Annotated in this window: 19 protein-coding genes, 1 pseudogene and 1 riboswitch; of the genes and pseudogenes, 13 read left to right on the top strand and 7 right to left on the bottom strand. The window is 48.1% G+C overall.

What is annotated here, in order from left to right; genetic code table 11:
* The first annotated feature begins 78 nt into the window (after nucleotides 1-78).
* Nucleotides 79-660, top strand: coding sequence for a histidine phosphatase family protein (locus HP568_RS25975; RefSeq protein ID WP_173630627.1), 582 nt, complete (start codon nucleotides 79-81; stop codon nucleotides 658-660).
* A gap of 19 nt (nucleotides 661-679) precedes the next feature.
* A complete protein-coding gene (locus tag HP568_RS25980) occupies nucleotides 680-1,246 on the top strand; it encodes an SMI1/KNR4 family protein (protein WP_048034847.1) in 567 nt (188 codons plus the stop codon).
* Between the two features lie 87 nt (nucleotides 1,247-1,333).
* On the opposite strand, the gene HP568_RS25985 is transcribed toward HP568_RS25980, so the two are convergent.
* A complete protein-coding gene (locus HP568_RS25985; protein ID WP_173630628.1) occupies nucleotides 1,334-2,200 on the bottom strand; it encodes an RNA polymerase sigma-70 factor in 867 nt (288 codons plus the stop codon).
* A 45-nt stretch (nucleotides 2,201-2,245) separates the two neighbouring features.
* Nucleotides 2,246-3,418, bottom strand: coding sequence for an NAD(P)/FAD-dependent oxidoreductase (locus HP568_RS25990; protein ID WP_173630629.1), 1,173 nt, complete (start codon nucleotides 3,416-3,418; stop codon nucleotides 2,246-2,248).
* Between the two features lie 143 nt (nucleotides 3,419-3,561).
* Here HP568_RS25990 and HP568_RS25995 point away from each other — a divergent pair, with 143 nt between their 5' ends.
* The 3 genes from HP568_RS25995 (at nucleotide 3,562) to HP568_RS26005 (ending at nucleotide 6,446) form a co-directional block, all read left to right on the top strand.
* Complete coding sequence (locus tag HP568_RS25995; protein ID WP_048034844.1) at nucleotides 3,562-4,302, top strand: GNAT family N-acetyltransferase; 741 nt, start codon at nucleotides 3,562-3,564, stop codon at nucleotides 4,300-4,302.
* A gap of 210 nt (nucleotides 4,303-4,512) precedes the next feature.
* A complete protein-coding gene (locus HP568_RS26000; protein ID WP_173630641.1) occupies nucleotides 4,513-5,070 on the top strand; it encodes a sigma-70 family RNA polymerase sigma factor in 558 nt (185 codons plus the stop codon).
* Nucleotides 5,067-6,446, top strand: coding sequence for a hypothetical protein (locus tag HP568_RS26005; protein ID WP_173630630.1), 1,380 nt, complete (start codon nucleotides 5,067-5,069; stop codon nucleotides 6,444-6,446). The genes HP568_RS26000 and HP568_RS26005 overlap by 4 nt, the downstream gene beginning before the upstream one ends.
* Nucleotides 6,447-6,529: 83 nt before the next feature.
* Here HP568_RS26005 and HP568_RS26010 read toward each other — a convergent pair whose 3' ends face one another.
* From HP568_RS26010 to HP568_RS26025, 4 genes are all read right to left on the bottom strand, one after another.
* Entirely contained in the window at nucleotides 6,530-7,936 is a 1,407-nt protein-coding gene (locus HP568_RS26010) for a nucleoside recognition domain-containing protein (protein ID WP_173630631.1), read from the bottom strand.
* Complete coding sequence (locus HP568_RS26015) at nucleotides 7,914-8,645, bottom strand: FeoB small GTPase domain-containing protein (protein ID WP_173630632.1); 732 nt, start codon at nucleotides 8,643-8,645, stop codon at nucleotides 7,914-7,916. Before HP568_RS26015 ends, HP568_RS26010 begins: the two co-directional genes overlap by 23 nt.
* Nucleotides 8,642-8,896: a FeoA family protein gene (locus HP568_RS26020; protein WP_048034840.1), complete on the bottom strand. Its 255-nt coding sequence runs from the start codon at nucleotides 8,894-8,896 to the stop codon at nucleotides 8,642-8,644. Before HP568_RS26020 ends, HP568_RS26015 begins: the two co-directional genes overlap by 4 nt.
* A gap of 243 nt (nucleotides 8,897-9,139) precedes the next feature.
* Nucleotides 9,140-10,015 (bottom strand): dimethylarginine dimethylaminohydrolase family protein, encoded by an 876-nt coding sequence (locus tag HP568_RS26025; RefSeq protein ID WP_173630633.1) that lies wholly within the window; start codon nucleotides 10,013-10,015, stop codon nucleotides 9,140-9,142.
* Between the two features lie 190 nt (nucleotides 10,016-10,205).
* Here HP568_RS26025 and HP568_RS26030 point away from each other — a divergent pair, with 190 nt between their 5' ends.
* Nucleotides 10,206-10,949, top strand: coding sequence for an IclR family transcriptional regulator (locus HP568_RS26030; protein WP_173630634.1), 744 nt, complete (start codon nucleotides 10,206-10,208; stop codon nucleotides 10,947-10,949).
* A 431-nt stretch (nucleotides 10,950-11,380) separates the two neighbouring features.
* On the opposite strand, the gene HP568_RS26035 is transcribed toward HP568_RS26030, so the two are convergent.
* Nucleotides 11,381-12,634 (bottom strand): ATP-binding protein, encoded by a 1,254-nt coding sequence (locus HP568_RS26035; RefSeq protein ID WP_048034833.1) that lies wholly within the window; start codon nucleotides 12,632-12,634, stop codon nucleotides 11,381-11,383.
* 202 nt (nucleotides 12,635-12,836) lie between these two features.
* A riboswitch (SAM riboswitch) is annotated at nucleotides 12,837-12,956 on the top strand.
* A 96-nt stretch (nucleotides 12,957-13,052) separates the two neighbouring features.
* On the opposite strand from HP568_RS26035, the gene HP568_RS26040 reads away from it, so the two are divergent.
* The 7 genes and pseudogenes from HP568_RS26040 to HP568_RS26070 form a co-directional block, all read left to right on the top strand.
* Nucleotides 13,053-14,072 carry a sugar ABC transporter substrate-binding protein gene (locus tag HP568_RS26040; protein ID WP_173630635.1) on the top strand — a complete coding sequence of 340 codons (1,020 nt, stop codon included), beginning with the start codon at nucleotides 13,053-13,055 and terminating at the stop codon, nucleotides 14,070-14,072.
* Nucleotides 14,073-14,165: 93 nt separating this feature from the next.
* Nucleotides 14,166-15,656 carry a sugar ABC transporter ATP-binding protein gene (locus tag HP568_RS26045; protein ID WP_173630636.1) on the top strand — a complete coding sequence of 497 codons (1,491 nt, stop codon included), beginning with the start codon at nucleotides 14,166-14,168 and terminating at the stop codon, nucleotides 15,654-15,656.
* Between the two features lies 1 nt (nucleotide 15,657).
* Nucleotides 15,658-16,656: an ABC transporter permease gene (locus HP568_RS26050; RefSeq protein WP_173630637.1), complete on the top strand. Its 999-nt coding sequence runs from the start codon at nucleotides 15,658-15,660 to the stop codon at nucleotides 16,654-16,656.
* Between the two features lie 144 nt (nucleotides 16,657-16,800).
* Entirely contained in the window at nucleotides 16,801-17,985 is a 1,185-nt protein-coding gene (locus tag HP568_RS26055) for a glycerate kinase family protein (protein ID WP_173630638.1), read from the top strand.
* Between the two features lie 56 nt (nucleotides 17,986-18,041).
* Entirely contained in the window at nucleotides 18,042-19,382 is a 1,341-nt protein-coding gene (locus HP568_RS26060) for an SLC13 family permease (RefSeq protein WP_217366789.1), read from the top strand.
* Between the two features lie 97 nt (nucleotides 19,383-19,479).
* A complete protein-coding gene (locus HP568_RS26065; protein ID WP_056495505.1) occupies nucleotides 19,480-20,166 on the top strand; it encodes a response regulator transcription factor in 687 nt (228 codons plus the stop codon).
* 3 nt (nucleotides 20,167-20,169) lie between these two features.
* Nucleotides 20,170-20,574, top strand: a pseudogene (locus tag HP568_RS26070) (two-component sensor histidine kinase); the annotation flags it as partial.

Below are 20,574 nucleotides of genomic sequence, written 5' to 3' on the forward strand. Positions count from 1 at the left end.
CCTTTCTAGTGAAAAATGGAAAGGGGGTTTCGTCGTATATATAGAACATCACTAATAGAAGTCCAAGGGAGGATAAATATGAAAACCTTTATTTATATGGTTCGGCACGGAGAATCACTGAAAACCGAAGGAGACGAGAGAACGCGCGGGCTGACGGAAAAAGGTAGGTCAGATGCCCATATCATCACTCACATATTGAAAGACGAGGGGATAGATGCGTTCATTTCGAGTCCGTATAAAAGGGCAATGGCAACAATAGAAGAATTCGCACAGTCCGTAGGGAAAGAGATCGTCGTTTTTGAAGAGTTGAGAGAGCTCGTTTTTATTGAAAATGATCAGATTATGTCCGATAACGAATTGTACCCATTAGTAAAGAAGATGTTTTCTGAGCCAGACTTTTCGCTGCCTGGGGGGGAATCTATTCGAATTTGCCAGAATCGTGTGGTAAGAACGATGCAAAAGATTTTGGAACAATATCGCGGACAGAAAGTTGTAATAGGAACGCATGGCGCAGTTATGACATTGATGATGGGGTACTTTGATAGTCAGTACGACTTGGAGTTTTTATTGGAGACGTCAAAGCCCGATATATACAAAATGGAATTTCAGGATGAAGTGCTCATAGAAACAAAACGTTTATGGGGAACAGACTTGCTATAGGAAAAAGGAGGCTTTATTAATGGATATAGGAGAGTATATCAAGAATGGTTTTGAAGCTTACTATGCCCGATATAACCAAGTGACAGAGGAAGGCTTTTGCAGATGGATGCGACCAGACGTCCCTGATGTCATGAAGGTAGCTGATGTCGATGAAGAATGGTCCAGATGGAAGCTGGTTCCTTCTAGCGTAAGTCACGATGATGTCGCAGCGCTCGAAGAAGAATTTGGGCTAAAATTTCCAGAGTGGTATAAAGCCTTTATTTCTACTTACCATCATTATTTCGACGTCATTCCTGAACAAGGGATGGATGAGCCATTCGACCGTATAAAGGATATGTACAATCCATTGCTTTGCAAGCTAGGTTACCTTCCTTTTTCATGGGATGCAGAGTACGGCAAACTACGATGTATCGATTTACAAGAAAGTCCGGATGAAGAGAAGTGTGGAATCTATGAAATTGACCATGAAATTTTGTTTGAAATGGATGAAGAAAATACAGAACGCAACGAATTGAAAGAATCACTGATCTTTTTGTATCCGAATTTCAAAACTTATTTTGACCACACTTTTTTAGAACGCGAATGAAGCGAAACAAAACCCTCCTTCACTATGAAATGAAAGAGGGTTTGTTTGTGAGATTCTTGTGTGATTCGTTTGCTGGGAAGGAGCCGATTACGACACGACGAATCTTAACTTATCAGGGTTTCTGACAAAGTAGAGATTACGAATAACTCCTTGTTCGATATGCAAAAACACCACGGTGTCGATTCTGCCGTCCAGTCTGATCACAAACCCGGTCTGGTTGTTTAAAGGTGCGAGCTCTACAGAGAAATCTGAACGCTTCGAGAAGCTGCGCATCAAGCCGAGTAAGAAGGAAGCCACTCGTTCGCTAGACAAGATCGGATGCAGGGCTGCGGTGACCTTGCCGCCGCCGTCGGAGAGCATGACTGCGTCTGTGGCAAGCAGAGTAAGCAATGTTTCGACATTTCCGTGCTCCAGCGCAGACAGAAAACGGCCGATCCATTCTTCGCCGAGCTCTTTTTCTTGGTTGAAGTTGGGTTCCTCTGGGTCAATCCCCATTTTCTTTTTAGCCCGACTAACGATCTTGCGGCAATTCGCTTCGGTTTTTCCAACCAGCTCGGCAATCTCGTCATATTGGAAGTCAAAGGCTTCCCGCAGGACGAATACCGCTCGTTCTGGAGGAGATAGCCGCTCCAACAGGACGAGCATCGCGTAAGATAGTAAATCTTTGGTAATGACAGAATCATAGCTGTCTGCATCAGGGGTAGAGATGGGCTCTGGTAGCCATGGCCCAGTATACCGTTCTCGTTTTTTGCGGGCCGATTTTAACAAATCGAGGCAACGGTTTGTGGTCATTTTGCACAGGTAGGCCTTCGGTTCGGTCATCTGTTCCAGCGAGACATCATAGGCCTTCACGAATACGTCCTGCACGATATCCTCCGCATCCGTGGCCGAGCCGAGCATCTGATAGGCGAGGCGGAACATGAGCCCCTTGTATTGTTTGTACAGAGCCTCCATGGCTGTGTCACTTCCTCTTGTGTCTTCGTACGTCCCTATTTTTTCCTATTTTATCATGCTGGCAATATTCCAGGTGAGCTGGCGAAGCTTCCACCCCAATTTCCCTGTCAAAATGATATCGAGTCCCCATTTTCTCGTCCAAACCATTGCGCGTTCAGGGCCGAGTCCGACGCAGTAAATGTCCATAAAGCTTTTGTGTGTGGGGGCAGGGGTTCCATCCAAGTCAGCCAGTACAATTTTGCCCAAACGTATCGCTTGGCCGGAGGCTTCCCTGCATGTCATCGTGTCCGCTTGCCCGCTGGCTGGATCAACGATGTGTGCACAATCGCCAATACTGTACACTCCCGGCATTCCCGCTACACGATAGGATTCATCGACGACCACCTGTCCGTATGTGGTCAGTGGCAAACCCATGCTGCGCAATGCGGGATTCGGCAAGAGTCCGAGCGACCAGACGCACAGCCCGACAGCAAGCGTGCGACCACTGGCTAGCGTCAGCATTCCGTCCCGCTCATGAAGGGCCTTTTGACCATGGAGAATGATTACGCCGCCATCCGTGAGTGCACGCTCCAGCTTGCGCCCCATTTTGGCAGAACCTTCCGTAAACAATCGGTTTTGGGCGTTGATGAGATAGACTTTGACTTCATCAGGATGAATGCCGAGGTTCTTCGCTTCCTCGCGCATAGCAAAAGCCAGCTCCGCAGCGGTCTCCATCCCGCTGATACCCGCTCCCGCAACGGCGATCGTCAACAATCGCTCTCGTTCGGATGGCTGCTTCTCATGAACAGCTTGGCGCATGTTGGCAAGCCACTTATCCCGAATCGCCTCGGCCGCCTCGACGCCTGTCAAAGCGATGCCGCCTTGTTCTGGCTCCGGTTGGCGAATGACGCTTCCTACTGCCAGGATGAGCATGTCGTAGGGCAAAGCCTGTTCTTGGCCGTTTTTGTTTTGGAATAAGAGGGTCTTCGCCTTCCCATTGATCGATGTGACTGTACCTTGGACGAATTCGACGCCGTCTGGAAACAGGCTTTTTAGCGGAATCGAGATATCTGTTTTGGCAGCAGCCGGTTTGAACAACAGGACTTTGCGAAGGTGATGAGGCTCTCTATCGATTAAGATGAAGCGGATCGGAAGTCCTTTGCACGTATCGCGAACGGTTTTTAGTGCGTGGATACCTGCGTAACCGCCTCCGACAATCACACATGTTCGTTCTTTCATGCCAATCAGCTCCTCGTTTGGAATTGACCATATAACGAGGTAGGGGGAGATTGTGTGACACGCCGCAAGAGGAAAATGTCGAAGAAAATCGAATAGGGAATGATGGGAAGCTAGACATCTGAGTTCGTAGGAGGATTCCAAGCATGTCATACAACATCTACACTTTCGCACAAAGATCGGATTTAAACGATCAAGCTGATGAACTAATCGAAGCAAGCTGGTCTGCCTTCATGCTGAATGACGAAGTGGCTAATGAATATTACGGTCATCTGTATGACTGGTTTTCTTCTTATCAATTCATGCTGACGGACGAGGCTGACAAGCTGATGGCTGTAGGAAATGCGATTCCATTTTATTGGGATGGCACTGCGGAAGGGCTGCCAAAAGGCTGGGATGATGTATTTCTGCAAGGGATTGAAGACTACCGCCAAGAAAAGCAGCCAAACGCGTTATCAGCACTCTCCATCTCCATCGATCCCCACTATCGCGGACTCGGTCTGAGCAAGCAGATGGTTACAGCGATGAAGGATATCGCCAAGGAAAGTGGCTTGGTGCACTTGGTGGCACCTGTACGTCCATCGCTCAAGCACAAGTACCCGCTCACGCCAATGGACAAGTATGTTCAGTGGAAAACGGCCGATGACGCTCCGTTTGATCCGTGGGTGCGCACGCATTGGAAACTGGGAGCGACGATCATGCAGGTGGCGCCGGAATCCATGCTGATCAGAGGAAATCTGAAAGATTGGGAAAGCTGGACAGGAATGAAATTCCCCGAGTCCGGATCGTACATCATTCCAGACGCATTAGTTCCCGTGCAGGTTGACGTGGAAAAGGACGAAGTGGTATATATCGAGCCGAATATTTGGATGCAGCATGTTTTGTAGAGCGAACAGGAATTCGTTCTCCTGATGGCCTCCATTACGGCATCCGAGCGACAACGTTTTCATCAGTGGAGCCGAAGCATTGCGCGAAGAACAAACAGCGAAGTAGCCGTTGTGGTAACCACAGCGGTTTCTTTTTGCATTTTCTGTCACCTTTTTGCCGTGGGATGGATCATACCTAATAGCAAGCAATCAACGGATGAGGTGAACGGGTTGAACGAAGCAGAAACAATGCCAGCGAGTCTGGAGGTAACACGGGAAGCCAGACTGAAATGGCTGATGCAGCAATACGGGGAGAAGATTTTTCATCTGGTGAGTCTCACGGTAAAGAATCATGCCTTGGCGGACGATATAACCCAAAACGTGTTTATCAAAGCGTATCGGCATCTCGATCAGTTTCGCGGGGACGGACAGATCAAGCATTGGCTCTACAAGATCGCGATGAATGAAAGCAAAAAGCATTTTCGGTCGTGGTCGTTCCGCAACATTTTTCCGACGATGGATGATCATCTGGGCGACTTGATGGATCGGCAGGCAAACAATCAGGTTGAGGAAGAGATTTTAAACCGGGTGAAGCGGGAAGAGGTCGTCACGTACATTCAATCCCTCGCACCGAAGTACAGGCAGGTTATTCTCCTGCACTATTATGAAGACCTGTCGATTGCGGAAGTGGCGGACATTCTCGGGGTTTCGCAGGAGGTCGTCCGTACACGTTTGCATCGCGCCAGGAAGCAATTGAAGGAGATCATGTCGAAGGAGGTAAAAGGATGAGCGACGATCGCATGTGGAGGGAATGGAGTCAATCAGCAAAGCAAACCGTTCGTGAAAAATATCCGTTTCATTTGGAAAAATTCGAGCAGGAAGTACTCACAAAAATTCAGCGTGAGAAGCGTCGCCGTCGCTGGCAGGTAACCTCTTGGGCAGCCGGTTTGGCTGTTGCTGCTACTTTTTGCTTCCAGATTGTTCAGCCCTTTGATGAAAGCTTGTGGGGACTGACTGGTGCAGAGCGAGGCCAGGAAGTATTTGAATGGATCACACCAGATGAAGGTTTCATGCATGCTTTAAAGAACGGCTATCCGATTTTGCCCGAGGTGAAATTGGAGAAGGACGGTTTTGTTTATCAGATCAGGGATGCCATGGTGGATCACAGACGGATTACGTTTACGCTGTTGATTTCCGGTGAAAAGATGGAGGAGATTGCACGGATTCCGGACGAATCGAAAAGAAGCGATATGCTCTATGGGAGTCTTCGTGTAGATTTGGGGGAGCTGAAAGAAATAGGCGGTGCTCAAAAGGATTTTCAATTAATCGATGGTGTGCATTATCTTATCTTCAAACCGAATTACCGAATTGACGAGAAAAAAATGCGGGAGATCATGAATCAGACGAAGCCCGTCCTGCCTGTGCAAATTGTAGATATGCGCAAGAATGGACCGGATGAAGTGGTAGCTGAACTGTTGCTGCCCCTGCCAAAGTCCGTCACTGTAGCAGAGAAAGTCATCCAACCGGACGCAGAAGCAGATGCTGTGCTAGAAACAGACAGCCTGTTGACGAGTCTGAAAGTAAACCAGATTGTAGCTTCTCCGACTGTGATGGAAGCGGAGCTGGAAGCTGCTTTGCAGGATGGGTTCGAATTGCATCGCTTGGAGAATGTGAAGCTGGTAGATGGGAATGGAAAGGAATATCCGGCAATGGATGACCGAATCAATGAGAATCTGGAACGGGTTCGAGGCAGTGACAAGTATACGATGCAGTTTATGCCGTCTCTTTTCTTTGGAGACATACCGGAAAAGCTGGGGCTTCGATTCGATGAGGTGTCTGCTTTCAAGAGCATAGATGATCACTTTGTGCTGGATCTGAATGCCAAATATCCGCAAAGCATTCCGTTTGGCAAGAAGAAACAGTTGAACATAGAAAAGGTCTATTACGACAAAGGCAAGCTTTTTATTGTCATTCCAAACAAGGGACCGGAAGAAATTAACTTGCGCGTAGAAGGCCAGGCCTACAAGGATTTTATTGTGGCAAATAACCTGGAGACCGTTTCGATTGTCTTCGAGGTACCCAAACAGGATACGTACAAAGTAGAGATGAGTGGACTGGAGTTTGAGAGAATCGCCTTGGATGGCGTGATACCCATTACAAAATAAATAGGATTCCACTGGAAGATTAACGAAAAAGCCTTTGCACGAACCAGGAGGTCTGGTATTGTGCAAAGGCTTTTTGCTGTTTTTTACACCCAACCGAGTGCTCTTGCCACCTGGGCAGTCAAGAACGTTACTCCGATCGCAATGGCTAGCGGAATGAGTGCAGAAAGCACCGTCCACTTTACACTTTTCGTTTCCTTGAAAATATTGAACAAGGTTGTGCCGCAAGGATAATGAAGCAGAGAGAACAACATCATATTGAGTGCTGTCAACCAAGTCCATCCGTGCTGCAAGAAGACATCCTTGATGTTGTCGAGGCCTTCCACATCAACCATGGCACCGGAGGACATGTACCCCATCAGAAGGATCGGCAGCACGATTTCATTAGCAGGCAAACCGAGAATAAAAGCCATGAGAATATAGCCATCGAGACCAATGATTTGCGCAAACGGATCAAAAAAGGCAGCCATATGGGCGAGGATGCTATCCCCACCGACATAGATATTGCCTAATATCCAAGTGATAATACCAGCGGGGGCGGCCACAATGACGGCCCTTTTCAGCACGCTCCACGATTTATCTTTACTTGCGATCAGGATCGTTTTCCAAATTTGCGGACGGCGGTAAGGAGGCAGCTCCAGCGTATAGTGTGTCGGTACCCCGCGCAAGGCTGTTTTGGATAGCGTCCAGGAAACCGTAAGAGTGATAATGATTCCGAAAATTACCATACCCATTACGATGAGAGCAGTAGTCAGAGATTGCCATCCACTTGTCGCGCTGGTCGCCATAAATAGCGAAGACAATAAAATCAATGTGGGCCAGCGACCATTGCACGGGACGAAATTATTGGTCAGAATCGCCAGCATTCGTTCCCGGGGTGATTCGATGATCCGGGTGGAAAGGATGGCTGCTGCGTTACAGCCAAACCCCATCGACATGGTCAATGCCTGTTTTCCATGTCCGCCGGCGTTTTTAAACAGACGATCCATGTTGAATGCCACACGCGGCAGATATCCGAAGTTCTCGAGCAGGGCAAAGACTGGGAAAAAGATAGCCATCGGAGGCAGCATGACGCTGACAACCCATGAGGTACCGCGAAAGAATCCGAGAACCAGAATCCCGTGCAGCCAAACAGGTGCGTGTACAGCTTGAAAGCCAGCAGTTAGATAACCCTCGACTACACCGAACATATCGGCAAGCATTCCGGATGGAACATTGGCACCTGCGATCGTGATCCAGAATACTGCGCCTAAAATCGCCAGCATGATGGGGTAGCCCCATATTTTTGACGTCACAATTTTATCCAGCCTATATGCACGAGAAAGCTTTTGCTTGTCTTCGTATGTCACAGCTTCCTTACAAATACTGCGACTGGTGCGGTAAATGTCACTCACAATCGTGTCTCGAATGGCACTTCCTTCCACTGAGTTTTGGGCCGCGGAAAGAAGTGCATCAAGGGAATCAGACGGATTAGTGGCAAACGGTTCGGCCATGGGTCAAAGGCTCCTTTCTTGCCGTTGTAGCCGGATCTTGCATGCGTTCTCTCAATGTGCGTAACAAACTTTCATCTCCATCCAACAACCGCAGAGCGATCCATCTTGTCGGAAAACGGCTGCCCAAGGTTTTCTCGATTTGCGGCTCCAACTGCGCCAGCTTGGATTCAATCTGTTCACTGTAGGTTATCTGTACAGGATTGGGCACGTTGGTTCCGTTTGCTACTTTCTCCACCTGATCGAGCAAATTCTCGATCCCGATATGATTTCTGGCGGAGATGGCGATACAGGGAACGCCTAAGCTTTGCGAGATTTTTTCCAGATCAATACGAATGCCCAGCCTTTTCGCCTCATCGATCAAATTGACGCATACGACGACGCGGGGGGTCATTTCCAACACCTGCAAGGCCAAATTGAGATTCCGTTCCAATGAAGTCGCATCCAGTACCACAATGGTGACGTCAGGCTGCTCGAAGATAATGTAATCTCTCGCCACTTCTTCATCCGCCGAGTTGGAATACAAGGAATACGTACCTGGCAAATCGATGATTCGAAAAGTCGTATTTCCCCGAGTGAATTCTCCCTCAGCTATTACGACTGTCTTTCCTGCCCAGTTTCCCGTATGTTGGCGAAGTCCCGTCAATGTGTTGAATAATGTACTCTTACCGGTATTCGGATTTCCTGCCAAGGCAATCGTGTAAGAAGTCACTTTTCTTCACTCCCCACGTACTCTCCGAATATGAGGGAGCTTTCTTCTTTGCGCAGGGCGATGATCGTGTTATTAACCCGAAAGGCAATCGGATCGCCTAGCGGACTTTTTTGCATGACTTCCACGATGTTGCCGGGGACGAAGCCGAGGTCCAGCAATCGCCTGCGCAGTATACCCTGAACGTCAATACGATCCAGACAGATGTGGCTACCAATCAAGGCATCAGACAAAGGAATGCTGATAGATGGCATGATGTTCACTCTCCTTTTTCGTTAAGGACAAACTGTTGGCTTAGGGCAAAAATGAAGGTAAAAAAAAGTACACGTAGTCAATATCTTCATGATTTTAGTTTAAGGTAAGATTCTTTCCTAGGCAACAAAGTTTTTGCTTAAGGAAACTTTTTGGTCATAGAAAAACTGCACCGCCAATTGTTCATGGTATCTAACAATGGAGGTACAGTTCATTCTTGATGGTGTATCGCGTTTATCTAACGGCTAGATTCTTTCCACCGGGCTTGTCAGGCAAGTAGGCCCACCAGTTCCCTTGTAAGAAATCTCCTCGCCCTCATACTCGTATACAGTCGCACCTGCGTCGAGAAGGCGTTGCTTGGTAATCGGATTGCCTGCCACGACCATGCACACACGCGGCGCGAGGGCGAGAACATTGCTACCGAGATTATCGTACTCATGATCCGGTACCTCGATTAACTGTATGCCTCTGTCGATGAGCAGTTGGCGGAAAAATACAGGCATCAGCTTGGAGTAGACGACTGCCAAATCATGATCGACCATGCTGATAATCGACATCAGATGCAGACATTCCGCAGGACCGCGATCATACGGGAGCTGTACAACGATGATTTCATCCGTGAAATCCTTGACCATTTCCGTAATTTGAGCGATTGCCGCTTCGTTCGTGCGGAAGCCAAGTCCGATCGCGAGCGTTTTTTCATCCAGCCAGACGAGATCGCCGCCATCTGACAAGGCATCGCCTGTGAGCTGTCCCAGAATCGGGATATTGTTTTCTTCTAAAAAGGTCTTGTATATTTCTGCTTCTCCCTGACGAAGCTCCTTGCCAGATTTGAGGATGATTGCCCCTTTGGAAGTAAATTTCACCGGGTCGTGGGCGTAAATGGAATCCAGTCCGGTTTTATCGGATTGTGGCAAGTGCAGGACGTTTTCTACATGCTCGCGCAAAATCGACTCGAATTTGTCGTATTCATGCAGAGCGCGGTCCCAGTCAGGTCGGTCTGTATAATTGAAGGTTTTCCACGATTGATCGAGATGTTCTTGGCTGATAAATGCTTGATGGGGATGCTTGATGATGACGGTTTTCATCTTTTTGACCATGGATTGGCTGCCTTGGAACATAGTTGCCTCCCTTTTTCCACATTGCAGAATATTATTCATATTTCGAAATGTTCACCATTAGTTTACACATTCTGAATTCTGACTGTCAATCTGTGATTCTTCCTGGAGTTTTTTTTGCGATTCACAAAATTAGAGCAAATGGTTTAACATAGTTTCATATGAGAAGATAGATAGAAAAGGGGGGATGACCGTGATTCAATCGTTTGATCGAGCGATGGCGATTGCAACGGTACTTTCGTCGGATGAACATAGAAAATGGTGGACGATCAATGATTTAGCGAAGGAATGCCAGCTCCCGGTCAGTACCATCTATCGACTGTTGTACACGTTGATGAAGCATGGACTGGTAGAGCAGGATGCTGCGACCAAGCAATATACGTTGGGGATTAAATGGATGGAGTTCGGCTTGCGGGTGCTCGATCGGATCGATTATCGCAAAGTGATCAAGCCGATGATCGAGGAGCTTGCCAGAGAAGTGAACGAAAGTGTTTATTTCAGTCAGCCTAGCGGACTCGAATCTATTGTCGTCGATCGCGTAGACAGTCAGCACAATATCCGCATCTACGACCAGTTGGGCTTGCGGATTCCGATGCATATCGGTGCGGCTAATAAAGTCGTGCTGGCCCACATGCCTGTGGAAGAAGCCAGACAAACCGTAGTGCAGCTCGTGGGTGAAGAGCAGGTGCCTGCTTTTATGGAGAAGCTCCAGGAGATCAGAGCAGCCGGTCATGCGGTCAGTTTTGCGGAGCGGACGGAAAATACGGCGTCCGTCGCAGCACCTGTGATTGATTACACCCAAAAGGTAATCGGGGCATTAAGCATTGGAATTGTCACGTATGATTTGAAGGAAGAACGGCTCCAGTATTTGATTGAACGGGTAAAGGATGTCGCTCACAAAACCTCGCAACGGCTAGGCGGCCTGCCAAAGGCTTGACTGGCCTTTTTTTATTTCGATGAAACCAACCGTGAAGATAGTACGTAGAAAAAAATGTCATTTCTACAAAGGGAGTGTAACAAAGAGTAACGGAAGGGGCTAATCTATTGGAATCAATCCTCGTAGGGCTAGTTACGATTTTGTTTTCCTACATAAATGGGTTTTTAAACATATTGGGATTTCAACCACCTTATCGAAAAGATACGGATAAAGAAGGCAAGATTAGCTTTTCGAAATTGCTCATGGTGGTAACAGCTTTTGTGGCTATTGATCTGATATGGGCGTGGGTTTTTTAATCATCAAACGGCATAAAAAAACTCGATCTTCCCAGACGTCCGGGAAAGAGAGACACCAGGGGGAGACTCCCCCCTGTTGCATCATTATCGATCGAATGGAAAAAGGCACAGTTCCTCTGCAAAACCTGCATGAAGTTACTGTGCCTTATACGGGAGCATAATGGTGAACTTGGTTCCTACTCGTGGTTTGCTTGATACATTGACCGTTCCGCCAATCGCATGAATGACATGATAGGAATACGTCAATCCAAGACCGGTCCCAGTTGTCTTCGTAGAAAAGTAAATCGTTCCGAGGCGGCTGATCTGTCCTGCATCCATACCGATACCGTTATCCTTGATGACCAAAACGGCTTTGTTTCGCTCGATGAGCAAGTCCAGGGAGACTTTTCCGTCCGAAATATCCGAGCACGCCTCGATGGCATTTTTGATGAAATTCACCAACACTTGCTTGAACTCGTCTGGATTGGCCTTGATCGTTACAGGTCTCTCAAAGTCTTGCAGCGTAAGCTCCACGTTATGCATATTGGCAAAGGGGAGCATCACTTCGCGGATGGCATGGAGATGTTCGCTCACATTAATGATCTCATGCCGTTCCTTGAGTGGCTTGGAAATCGCAAGGTACTCGGTCAAAATGGCTTCTGTCCGTTGGATTTCGTCGAGACTGATGCGAATGTATTGATCGACTTTTACCAAATTTTCCGGACGTTCCTGTATTAGTTTCAAGAAGCCTTTGACAGCTGTCAGCGGATTGCGAACCTCGTGTGCAAGCGATGCAGCAACATGGCTCATCGTCTGGATTTTTTCATTTTGCGCGTGGCGAATAAACAGCTCCTTATCCGAAACGCATTTGCTGAAAAGCGACATTAATAACCAGAGGCCGAAAAAGTTTTGAATAGGAATCACTATGGTGTAGTAAACGAGGTGTTGAGTTACATACGTGGGAAAAAAGTAATAAGTAGTCCCTAAAGCAACCGTTGAAAAAATCGCACTCGTCATAAAAAGATACAGTGTTTTCCGATAACTGGCTTTATAGTGTCGATACAAAAAGAGTGACAAGACAAAATTGACTGTAAGGATCAGCATGGCAACCCATGTTCCTTCGCCACCTAGGTAGTACCGATAAACCAAGGCTTCAATCAGAAGGAGCAAGGCAATCTCGATTCCGCCATAAACCAGTCCGAAAAGAATGATGATGTGTCGGATATCAAAAAACATGCCATTCGTGACGCTCGGGGCGAAGGTCATCGCGAGAAACATGCAGGCTGAGCTGGTGATGACAATAAAGGAACGGCTGTAGTTCCTCATTTTGTCACGGTAATAGATGTTGAAAAACACAAACGGGATAATGGCGAAAAACCATTGAAGAATGACTTCTTTTAATAGACTCATGTAGCATCCCCATCGCAAATATTTGCTAGGCTTGTATCAATCTACGATAATTCGACAAGACACAACAAAATCCCTCTTGATGTTACATAAGAAACTGGAATATTTATCAAGAAAATTCTTTCGGTAAACCCAGTTGACAGATAGGTAATTGCCAGATTATATTCTGTATATACTTATACAAACGTTTTGAAAATAGAAACTACTCTTATCAAGAGAAGGCTGAGGGAATGGCCCTATGAAGCCCGGCAACCTAGCACGAGAGAATGCGTTCTTTCGAGCCAAGGTGCTAACTCCAACAGGTAGAATACCTGACAGATAAGAGGCGAGAATCTTGTCGATTTTTGTCCTCTTTCTCTGTGAAAGAGGATTTTTTGCTTTTGTCATCTGTTGTCAAAAAGAAAAAGGGGGAACATTTGTGATGAAAAAGAAACTGGGATTACTGACTTCACTTGTTGTGGCTGCGTCTGTACTCGTGACGGCATGCGGCGGAGGAACAAGCACCGGAACCGGCAGCACGAACCAGCAGGGCGGAGAGAACGCAAAGAGAATCGCATTGATCATGCGCCAAAACGTAGGGACGTTCTCCGCTCAATACATTAATGGCGTGAAGACAGAGGTGGAGAAAAATGGCGGCGAGTTGACTGTATTCAACGCAGATACCGATCTGGCAAAAATGGCGTCCAACCTCGATGCGGCTGTGAATCAAAAGTTTGATGGCATTCTGATCGACCATGGTACGGCAGAAGCGTTGCAGCAGGGCACGCAAAAAGCCGTGGATAGAAAAATCCCGGTCGTTCTGTTTGATACAGACATCAACATTCCAGGCGTGCCAGTAGTGGCGCAGGATGACAACAAATTGGCAGAGCTGAGCCTGGAGAAGCTGGCGGCAGATACAAACGGCAAAGGCAGCATCGTAAAAATTTGGGTAGCTGGCTTTGCGCCGATGGAAAAACGCCAAGTCACGTATGAAGCTTTCCAGAAGAAATACCCGGACATAAAAGAGATTGCGGCATTCGGTTCTGCTACCAACAATACGGCACTCGATACACAAACGCAGATGGAAGCGATCTTGAAAAAGTATCCGAACAAAGGCGACATCACAGCAGTATGGGCGGCTTGGGATGAATTTGCCAAAGGGGCGACACGTGCCATTCAGCAAGCAGGCCGTACGGAAATCAAAGTATACTCCATCGATTTGAGCGATGAGGATCTGCAAATGATCCAGGCGGAAAACTCTCCGTGGACAGCGACGGCAGCGGTAGACCCATCCAATATCGGACGCATTCATGCGCAAACCGTGTTCCAAAAAATCAAAGGCGAGCAAGTACCAGATAACGTGAAGCTGAATCCAGTGCTGGTGAAACAGGAAGACCTGCCGAAGGATAAAAAAGTAACGATGGGCGACCTGTCCCAATATGTACAAGAGTGGGGCAAGTAAGAACCAAATTGGCTTTTCCCGTTGAGCTGTATCCGTCAACGGGATTTTTCCTTATAGAGGTTGGAATACGCAGGTAAACAGGAGGTGTGAAAAATGTCCACATTGCAGATGAAAGGGATGGCGAAGCAGTTTTCTGGGGTTCCTGCTCTGCGATCCGTCGATTTCGAGGTGCGCGCAGGAGAGGTTCACGCTCTCCTCGGTGCCAATGGCGCGGGAAAGAGTACCCTGATGAAAATCCTCACGGGAGCGTATCAGGCAGATGGCGGTACGATCACCATCGATGGACAGGTCGTGACGATCAATTCGCCGCAGGACGCCAAAGCACAGGGCATTCAATGTGTATATCAGGAAGTGGACACCGCCTTGATCCCGTATTTAAGCGTCGCTGAGAATATTTTACTCGATCAACTCGTCCAGGCGAAAACCAAGGGACTGATCAACTGGCAGAGCTTGTACAACGAATCAGAGCAGATTTTAAAAAACTTCGGCTTCTCTATTCCAGTGAGGATGCTCGTTGAAGAATGTACGCTATCAGAAAAGCAATTGATTTTGATTGCACGGGCGACCGTTCAAAAGGCGAAGTACGTCATTTTCGATGAACCGACAGCGCCGTTGAGCACGAAGGAGAGCGAGCGGCTGTTTCAAATCATTGCGCAGTTGAAAAAAGCTGGGGTCGGAATCATTTATATCTCCCACAGGTTGCCGGAAATCTTTGAAATCTGTGATCGGATCACCATTATGCGCGATGGACAGCATGTCGTGACCACAGACACGGCGAAGACCAATATGGACGAAGTGATCGCGAACATGCTGGGCAAAAGCTTTGACGAGGAGTTCCCAAAGCTTGCAGTGCCGATTGGCGAAACGATTTTTGAGGCGTCAGGTGTGGCTGGCGGCAAAGTACACGGAGTCGACTTGCAGGTTCGCGAGGGAGAGATCGTGGGTGTCGTCGGTCTGGTTGGGGCAGGAAAGACTGAGCTCGCCCGATTGCTCTTCGGTGCAGATGAGGCAAAGGCTGGAGCCGTTCGATTGCATGGAACACGTGTCCAACTGCGCTCGCCAAAGGAAGCCGTCGATGCAGGAATCGTGCTCGTCCCGGAGGAAAGGCGCAAAGAAGGAATTTTCGTAGAGGAGTCGGTACAGAACAACCTGTCTGTCGCCTCATTGAAAAAGAAGTCCTGGCTCGGTTTTATCAAAAGAGGGGCGGAAGCGGCTAGTGCAAGAGAGCTCGTGCAGCGTCTTGGTGTAAAAACAGCCGATATCAAGCAATTGGTTGGTTTTCTCAGCGGCGGAAACCAGCAAAAAGTCGCTATCGGCAAATGGCTGGACACAAACGCTCACCTCTTTATGTTTGACGAGCCGACAAAAGGGGTGGATATCGGCGCGAAAAGCGATATTTACCGCCTGATCGGAAATCTCGCCGAGCAGAAAAAGGGCGTCCTGTATTTCTCCTGTGAGTTTCAGGAAGTTATCGGGATCGCTGACCGGATTCTCGTCATGTTCGAGGGCAGGATCGTGAAGGAATTGAGTCGCGAGGAAGCAACACAAGAGCTGATTATGTACTACGCAAGCGGAGGTGAGTAACGTGGCAGATAAAAAGTTTAGCTTATTTGATTTTGTTTATAAATACGGAACGGTTGCAGTTATTGTCATTGTCATGTTGTTATTCAGTTTGACCAACCCGTATTTCTTCACGTACGACAACTTGACGGACATTCTTCGCTCCATCTCGATTGTGACATTTGTCGCGATTGGCGTTACGTTCTCGCTGATTGTTGGAGGCTTTGACTTGTCTGTAGGATCGACGGTTTCATTGACCACGGTCGTTTCTGCTTCGATGATGGTTTGGTACGAACAAGGAGTCTTCACGACTTTGGTTGTTCCCGTTGTACTCAGCTTGCTCGTCGGGCTGGTCAACGCCTTCCTGGTCGTGAAAATCCGCATTCCTGATTTGCTGGCTACTCTGGCGATGCTCTACATCGTTAACGGCATTCATATGACGTATTCCCAAGGCTACTCGATCTATGCAAACATGCCGATGCAGGACGGCTCACAGGCTCCAGGAAAATTTCAGGAATGGTTCCTGTGGCTGGGCCAAGGAGAAATTCTCTCCGTACCGGTTCCGGTTATCCTGACCTTTTTACTTGTCGCAATTACGCATGTGTACCTGACCTATACGAGACAGGGGCGGATGCTGTACATGACAGGCGGTAATTTGGAAGCAGCCCGTCTGTCGGGGATTCCTGTAAATCGCTATCGTACCCTGGCTTATGTGCTCTCCGCTCTTTTTGCAGGCTTGGGCGGGATGCTCTTGGCAGCGCGGATCGGCACCGGGCAGGTGAGTAGTGGCGGCTCCATGCTGATGGATGCAGTAGCGGCTGCTTTCGTAGGCTTCTCCGTTTTCGGTGCAGGAAAGCCAAATGTATTCGGTACATTTGTGGGAGCGATCCTAATCGGGGTGCTGCTTAACGGGATGACGATGCTCAATTTGCCGTACTACGCTTACGATATTATCAAGGGGACGGTACTGGCGCTCGCATTGGCTGTGACCTATTATCAACTGCGCAGAAAACGAAACGCTTAGAATCGTAACGTTCTTCTCGCTTTTCTCTCATCAATTTCTCATCTTCCTATTATTCCCTTCTCTTTTTTGAAGCTTAGTATTGGTCTTACTCAAGTGAGACTAATGCGAAAGCAAATTCAAATAAAGAGAAGGGATGTTGTTTTTATGCGTATACTCGTTGTGCCTTCAGGCTTTAAGGAAAGTTTAGATGCCGAGCAAGCAGCAGAGTGCATGAAAGAAGGAATCCTGCGCGTACTCCCGCTCTCCCAAGTACAGACACTGCCAATGGTAGACGGGGGAGAAGGCTTTACAAAAGCGATTGTGAAAATTTCGAATGGTTCGATTATCGATAGGGAAGTAACGGGCCCCGTAGGAGAAAAGGTTCCTTCCCATTTCGGGATATTCGGATCAAAGACGACAGGTCAAACGGCTGTGATTGAGATGGCGGCAGCAGCGGGACTACGACTGGTTCCAAGAAGCTTGCGTGACCCGCGTAAAACGACGACACATGGCGTCGGTGAATTGATCAAAGCGGCGCTGGACATGGGGGCAGATCGTATTTTGCTAGGCTGCGGCGATTCCGGTACTTCCGATGGCGGGGCAGGCATGGCGCAAGCACTTGGCGCTAAATTTTTGGATGCAAGCGGTCGGGAAATCCGTATTGAAGGCGGAATCTCGTTGGCAAACGTAACGAAAATCGATGTTTCCGGCATGGACAAAAGACTCAAGCAGGTGCAAATCGATGTGGCTTGCAACTGGTTTAACAAGCTGTGTGGGGAAAACGGAGTCGCTCGCGTGTTTGGCCCGCAAAAGGGAGCAACGCCTGAGCAGGTCGTTGAGCTGGAAGAAGCACTCGAACAATTCGCGGCTATCATCGAGCGGGATTTCGGTATCGATGTCAGAGAAATGCCGGGCAGTGGTGCATCGGGTGGCTTGGGTGCTGGTTTGCATGCGCTGACGGGTGCGAATCTGTATCCACGCTACGACATTATCATGAAGTACATTGATTTGGATCGGATGCTTCAAGAGACAGACCTTGTATTTACGGCGGAAGGCAGTATTGATTTTCAAACACCGCGAGGAAAAATTCCAGTGGAAGTGGCAAAGAGAGCGAAGAAGCATGCCCTGCCAGTAGTGGCTTTGGTGGGGACTGTTGGGAAAGGTGCCCGACTCAATTATGAGCACGGAATTGATGCGTACACAAGTATTTTGCCGATGCCGTCTACGTTGGAAGAAGCGTTCATGCATGCGCAGAAATGGCTGACCGATTGCTCGGAAAGCTCCATGAGAACCATCATGGTCGGCCTACAACTCGCAAATCGTTTAATGGAGAAGGAGCAAGTATCGTGATTGCACAGACTGTTGCAAAGGAAAGACCTGCCTGGGTCCTTCCGATTGTCCTGATTATGTTCGTGGAATTACTGCTTATGCTGCCGTCCTCCCTGACATTTGAAGCCAAATGGAGCTTGTTCTGCTTCTGTGTCGCCGTGATTCTGTGGACGACCACCTCGCTGAACTCCGCCTATGTAGCGATTGGCTCCGTATTACTCCTCGTCGTGACAGGTACGGCTGACCAGGAAATTTTGTTCGACTCGCTTGCCTCCGATGTTATTTGGTTAATGATTGGCTCATTCATTCTCGGTGGCGCTCTTCAAGTGACAGGCTTGGCAGGCAAACTCACAGATCTGGTCGTAAGCAAGGCAAAGAATGTCAAAAGCTTGTTTTGGCTCTTGACGGTCGTCGTTCAATTTCTCGGATTCTTTATCCCGTCTACTTCTGGGCGTGCAGCGGTGCTTCTGCCTGTTTTCCACTCGCTGACCTCAGAAATCGGGAACAAGCAAATTACGAAAGCCATGGCGATCCTGATTCCGACGATTATTTTAGTAACGACGAGCTCCACCATGATCGGAGCGGGTTCCCATTTTATCGCCCTCGATATGCTGAAGGAGTTCAATGGGGAAGGGATTAGCTTCGCAGAGTGGCTGTTGTGGGGACTGCCGTTCGGAGTAGTGGCCAGTATCGTTACATGCCGGATTGTGCTGGCTCTGTTTCTCACCAAAGAAGAGATGCAGCGCCCACTCGCAAGCAAAAAGCTTTCTCTCACCTTGTCCCGCAACGAAAAATATACGTTTGCTGTGATCGGGGCGATGGTCATTTTCTGGCTGACAGAGCGTTTTCACGGAATCGAGATTGCTACCACGACAGTCGTCGGCGCCTTTCTTTTGACACTCCCGAATGTAGGCGTCATGAAGTGGAAGGATGGCGTTCAGTCTGTCTCATGGAACCTGATTCTGTTTGTAGGAGCAGCCATTGCACTCGGAAAGTCGTTGTTGGAGAGCGGCGCAGCAGAGTGGATCATGAAAAAGCTGTTCACGATTACCGAGCAACTGGAAGGGGAATCGTCGCTGTTGATCATTGTGGTCATTACTTTGCTCACACTGACCTCCCATCTGTACATTACATCGCATACAACGAGAGCCGTCATTCTGGTTCCGCCGCTTCTCTACTTTGCGAGTAGCCTCGATTTAAATGAAGTGACCGTGTTGTTCGTAGGAATCGTCGGCATGAACTACTGCCTGACCTTCCCTGTCAGCTCCAAAGCATTGCTCATGTTCCAGGAAAGCGGAAAGGAGACCTTTTTGCCTAAGGATTTGCTGCGGTTGAGCTTGTATGCTGGTGCGGCCCACGCGATCCTGATGGTTGTCTTTTATTACGCGTACTGGCAGTGGGTGGGGTTATCAATATAAGTAAAAAATTATATCTTTCGTACGGATTACTCTTTGATCCACAGCCAATATTTGCTAAACTCATCTGGATAATGGATGCAAGGTTTAGGAGGATTACATGTCGGAGCGAATATTAATTGTGGAAGATGAAGAGAAAATTGCTCGTGTGATTCAATTAGAGCTGGAATACGAAGGATACGAAAGCGAGATCGCCAAAACAGGGCTCGAGGCGCTGGAACAATACAATCAAGGCGGATGGAACCTGATTTTGCTCGATGTACTGCTGCCAGGCTTGTCAGGTATAGAAGTGCTTCGTCGGATTCGGGTAAAGGACTCCGCGACGCCAGTCATTTTGTTGACGGCCAGAAATGCTGTCGTAGACAAAGTAAATGGACTCGATCAAGGCGCGAACGACTACATCACGAAACCTTTTGAAATCGAAGAGCTGCTGGCGCGCATCCGTTCCTGCCTCCGCTTGTCCCAAATGACAAAGAAAGTGGAAGCCAGCTCCAAAGTAGAGGTAGCGGATTTAAGTCTGGATGAAAAATCGCGGGAAGTGACGAGAGGCTCCAGTCAGATCGAGCTGACACCGCGTGAATTCGATTTATTGCTTTATCTGATGCAGAATAAAAATCAAGTTCTGAATCGTGAACAGATTCTTACACATGTATGGGGATTTGATTATTTCGGAGACACAAATGTCGTTGACGTGTATATCCGTTACTTGCGTAAAAAGGTGGACCAAGGGTATGAAACCCCGCTTTTGCATACAGTTCGAGGCGTTGGTTATATGCTGAAGGGGTAGATTATGAAAATCAAAAATAAAATTCATTTGTTCTCCACGGTCGCACTCTTGCTTTTGTTGCTCATGGTCAACAGCTTCATTTACTTCATGTTCTACAAAGTGACAACAGACGGAGAGCTGGATCGTCTGCAACGAGAAGTCCTGCACATCCAGAGTGGACTCAATCAGATCGGTGTAGAAAGTTTCGACCCGGCCACGCTCTTGCAGCCGTATTTGCCGTCGAACGGGATGATCCGGATTATCGATCAGCAATCGCGGGCCATCGTCACGCAGGAAGTAGACAGCACGCAGCCAATCCCGGCACCGAAGCCCATCTTTGATCGAAAAGCGAGTGACGGTGTCTTCGATGTTAACGGAGCGAAATACGCCTACGTCAAGGTCCCGATCATTTGGACGAATGGAAAAATT

The sequence above is a fragment of the Brevibacillus sp. MS2.2 genome (genome assembly GCF_013284345.1).
Classification (GTDB): domain Bacteria; phylum Bacillota; class Bacilli; order Brevibacillales; family Brevibacillaceae; genus Brevibacillus; species Brevibacillus brevis_C.

What these genes read in the sequence shown, in the direction of transcription:
- HP568_RS25995 (WP_048034844.1), top strand. Translation starts at nt 3,562, where the DNA reads ATGTCATACAACATCTACACTTTCGCACAAAGATCGGATTTAAACGAT.
- HP568_RS25990 (WP_173630629.1), bottom strand. Translation starts at nt 3,418, where the DNA reads ATGAAAGAACGAACATGTGTGATTGTCGGAGGCGGTTACGCAGGTATC.
- HP568_RS26055 (WP_173630638.1), top strand. Translation starts at nt 16,801, where the DNA reads ATGCGTATACTCGTTGTGCCTTCAGGCTTTAAGGAAAGTTTAGATGCC.
- HP568_RS26020 (WP_048034840.1), bottom strand. Translation starts at nt 8,896, where the DNA reads ATGCCATCTATCAGCATTCCTTTGTCTGATGCCTTGATTGGTAGCCAC.
- HP568_RS25985 (WP_173630628.1), bottom strand. Translation starts at nt 2,200, where the DNA reads ATGGAGGCTCTGTACAAACAATACAAGGGGCTCATGTTCCGCCTCGCC.
- HP568_RS26035 (WP_048034833.1), bottom strand. Translation starts at nt 12,634, where the DNA reads ATGAGTCTATTAAAAGAAGTCATTCTTCAATGGTTTTTCGCCATTATC.
- HP568_RS26045 (WP_173630636.1), top strand. Translation starts at nt 14,166, where the DNA reads ATGTCCACATTGCAGATGAAAGGGATGGCGAAGCAGTTTTCTGGGGTT.
- HP568_RS26010 (WP_173630631.1), bottom strand. Translation starts at nt 7,936, where the DNA reads ATGGCCGAACCGTTTGCCACTAATCCGTCTGATTCCCTTGATGCACTT.
- HP568_RS25975 (WP_173630627.1), top strand. Translation starts at nt 79, where the DNA reads ATGAAAACCTTTATTTATATGGTTCGGCACGGAGAATCACTGAAAACC.
- HP568_RS26025 (WP_173630633.1), bottom strand. Translation starts at nt 10,015, where the DNA reads ATGTTCCAAGGCAGCCAATCCATGGTCAAAAAGATGAAAACCGTCATC.
- HP568_RS26005 (WP_173630630.1), top strand. Translation starts at nt 5,067, where the DNA reads ATGAGCGACGATCGCATGTGGAGGGAATGGAGTCAATCAGCAAAGCAA.
- HP568_RS26065 (WP_056495505.1), top strand. Translation starts at nt 19,480, where the DNA reads ATGTCGGAGCGAATATTAATTGTGGAAGATGAAGAGAAAATTGCTCGT.
- HP568_RS26040 (WP_173630635.1), top strand. Translation starts at nt 13,053, where the DNA reads ATGAAAAAGAAACTGGGATTACTGACTTCACTTGTTGTGGCTGCGTCT.
- HP568_RS26060 (WP_217366789.1), top strand. Translation starts at nt 18,042, where the DNA reads ATGTTCGTGGAATTACTGCTTATGCTGCCGTCCTCCCTGACATTTGAA.
- HP568_RS25980 (WP_048034847.1), top strand. Translation starts at nt 680, where the DNA reads ATGGATATAGGAGAGTATATCAAGAATGGTTTTGAAGCTTACTATGCC.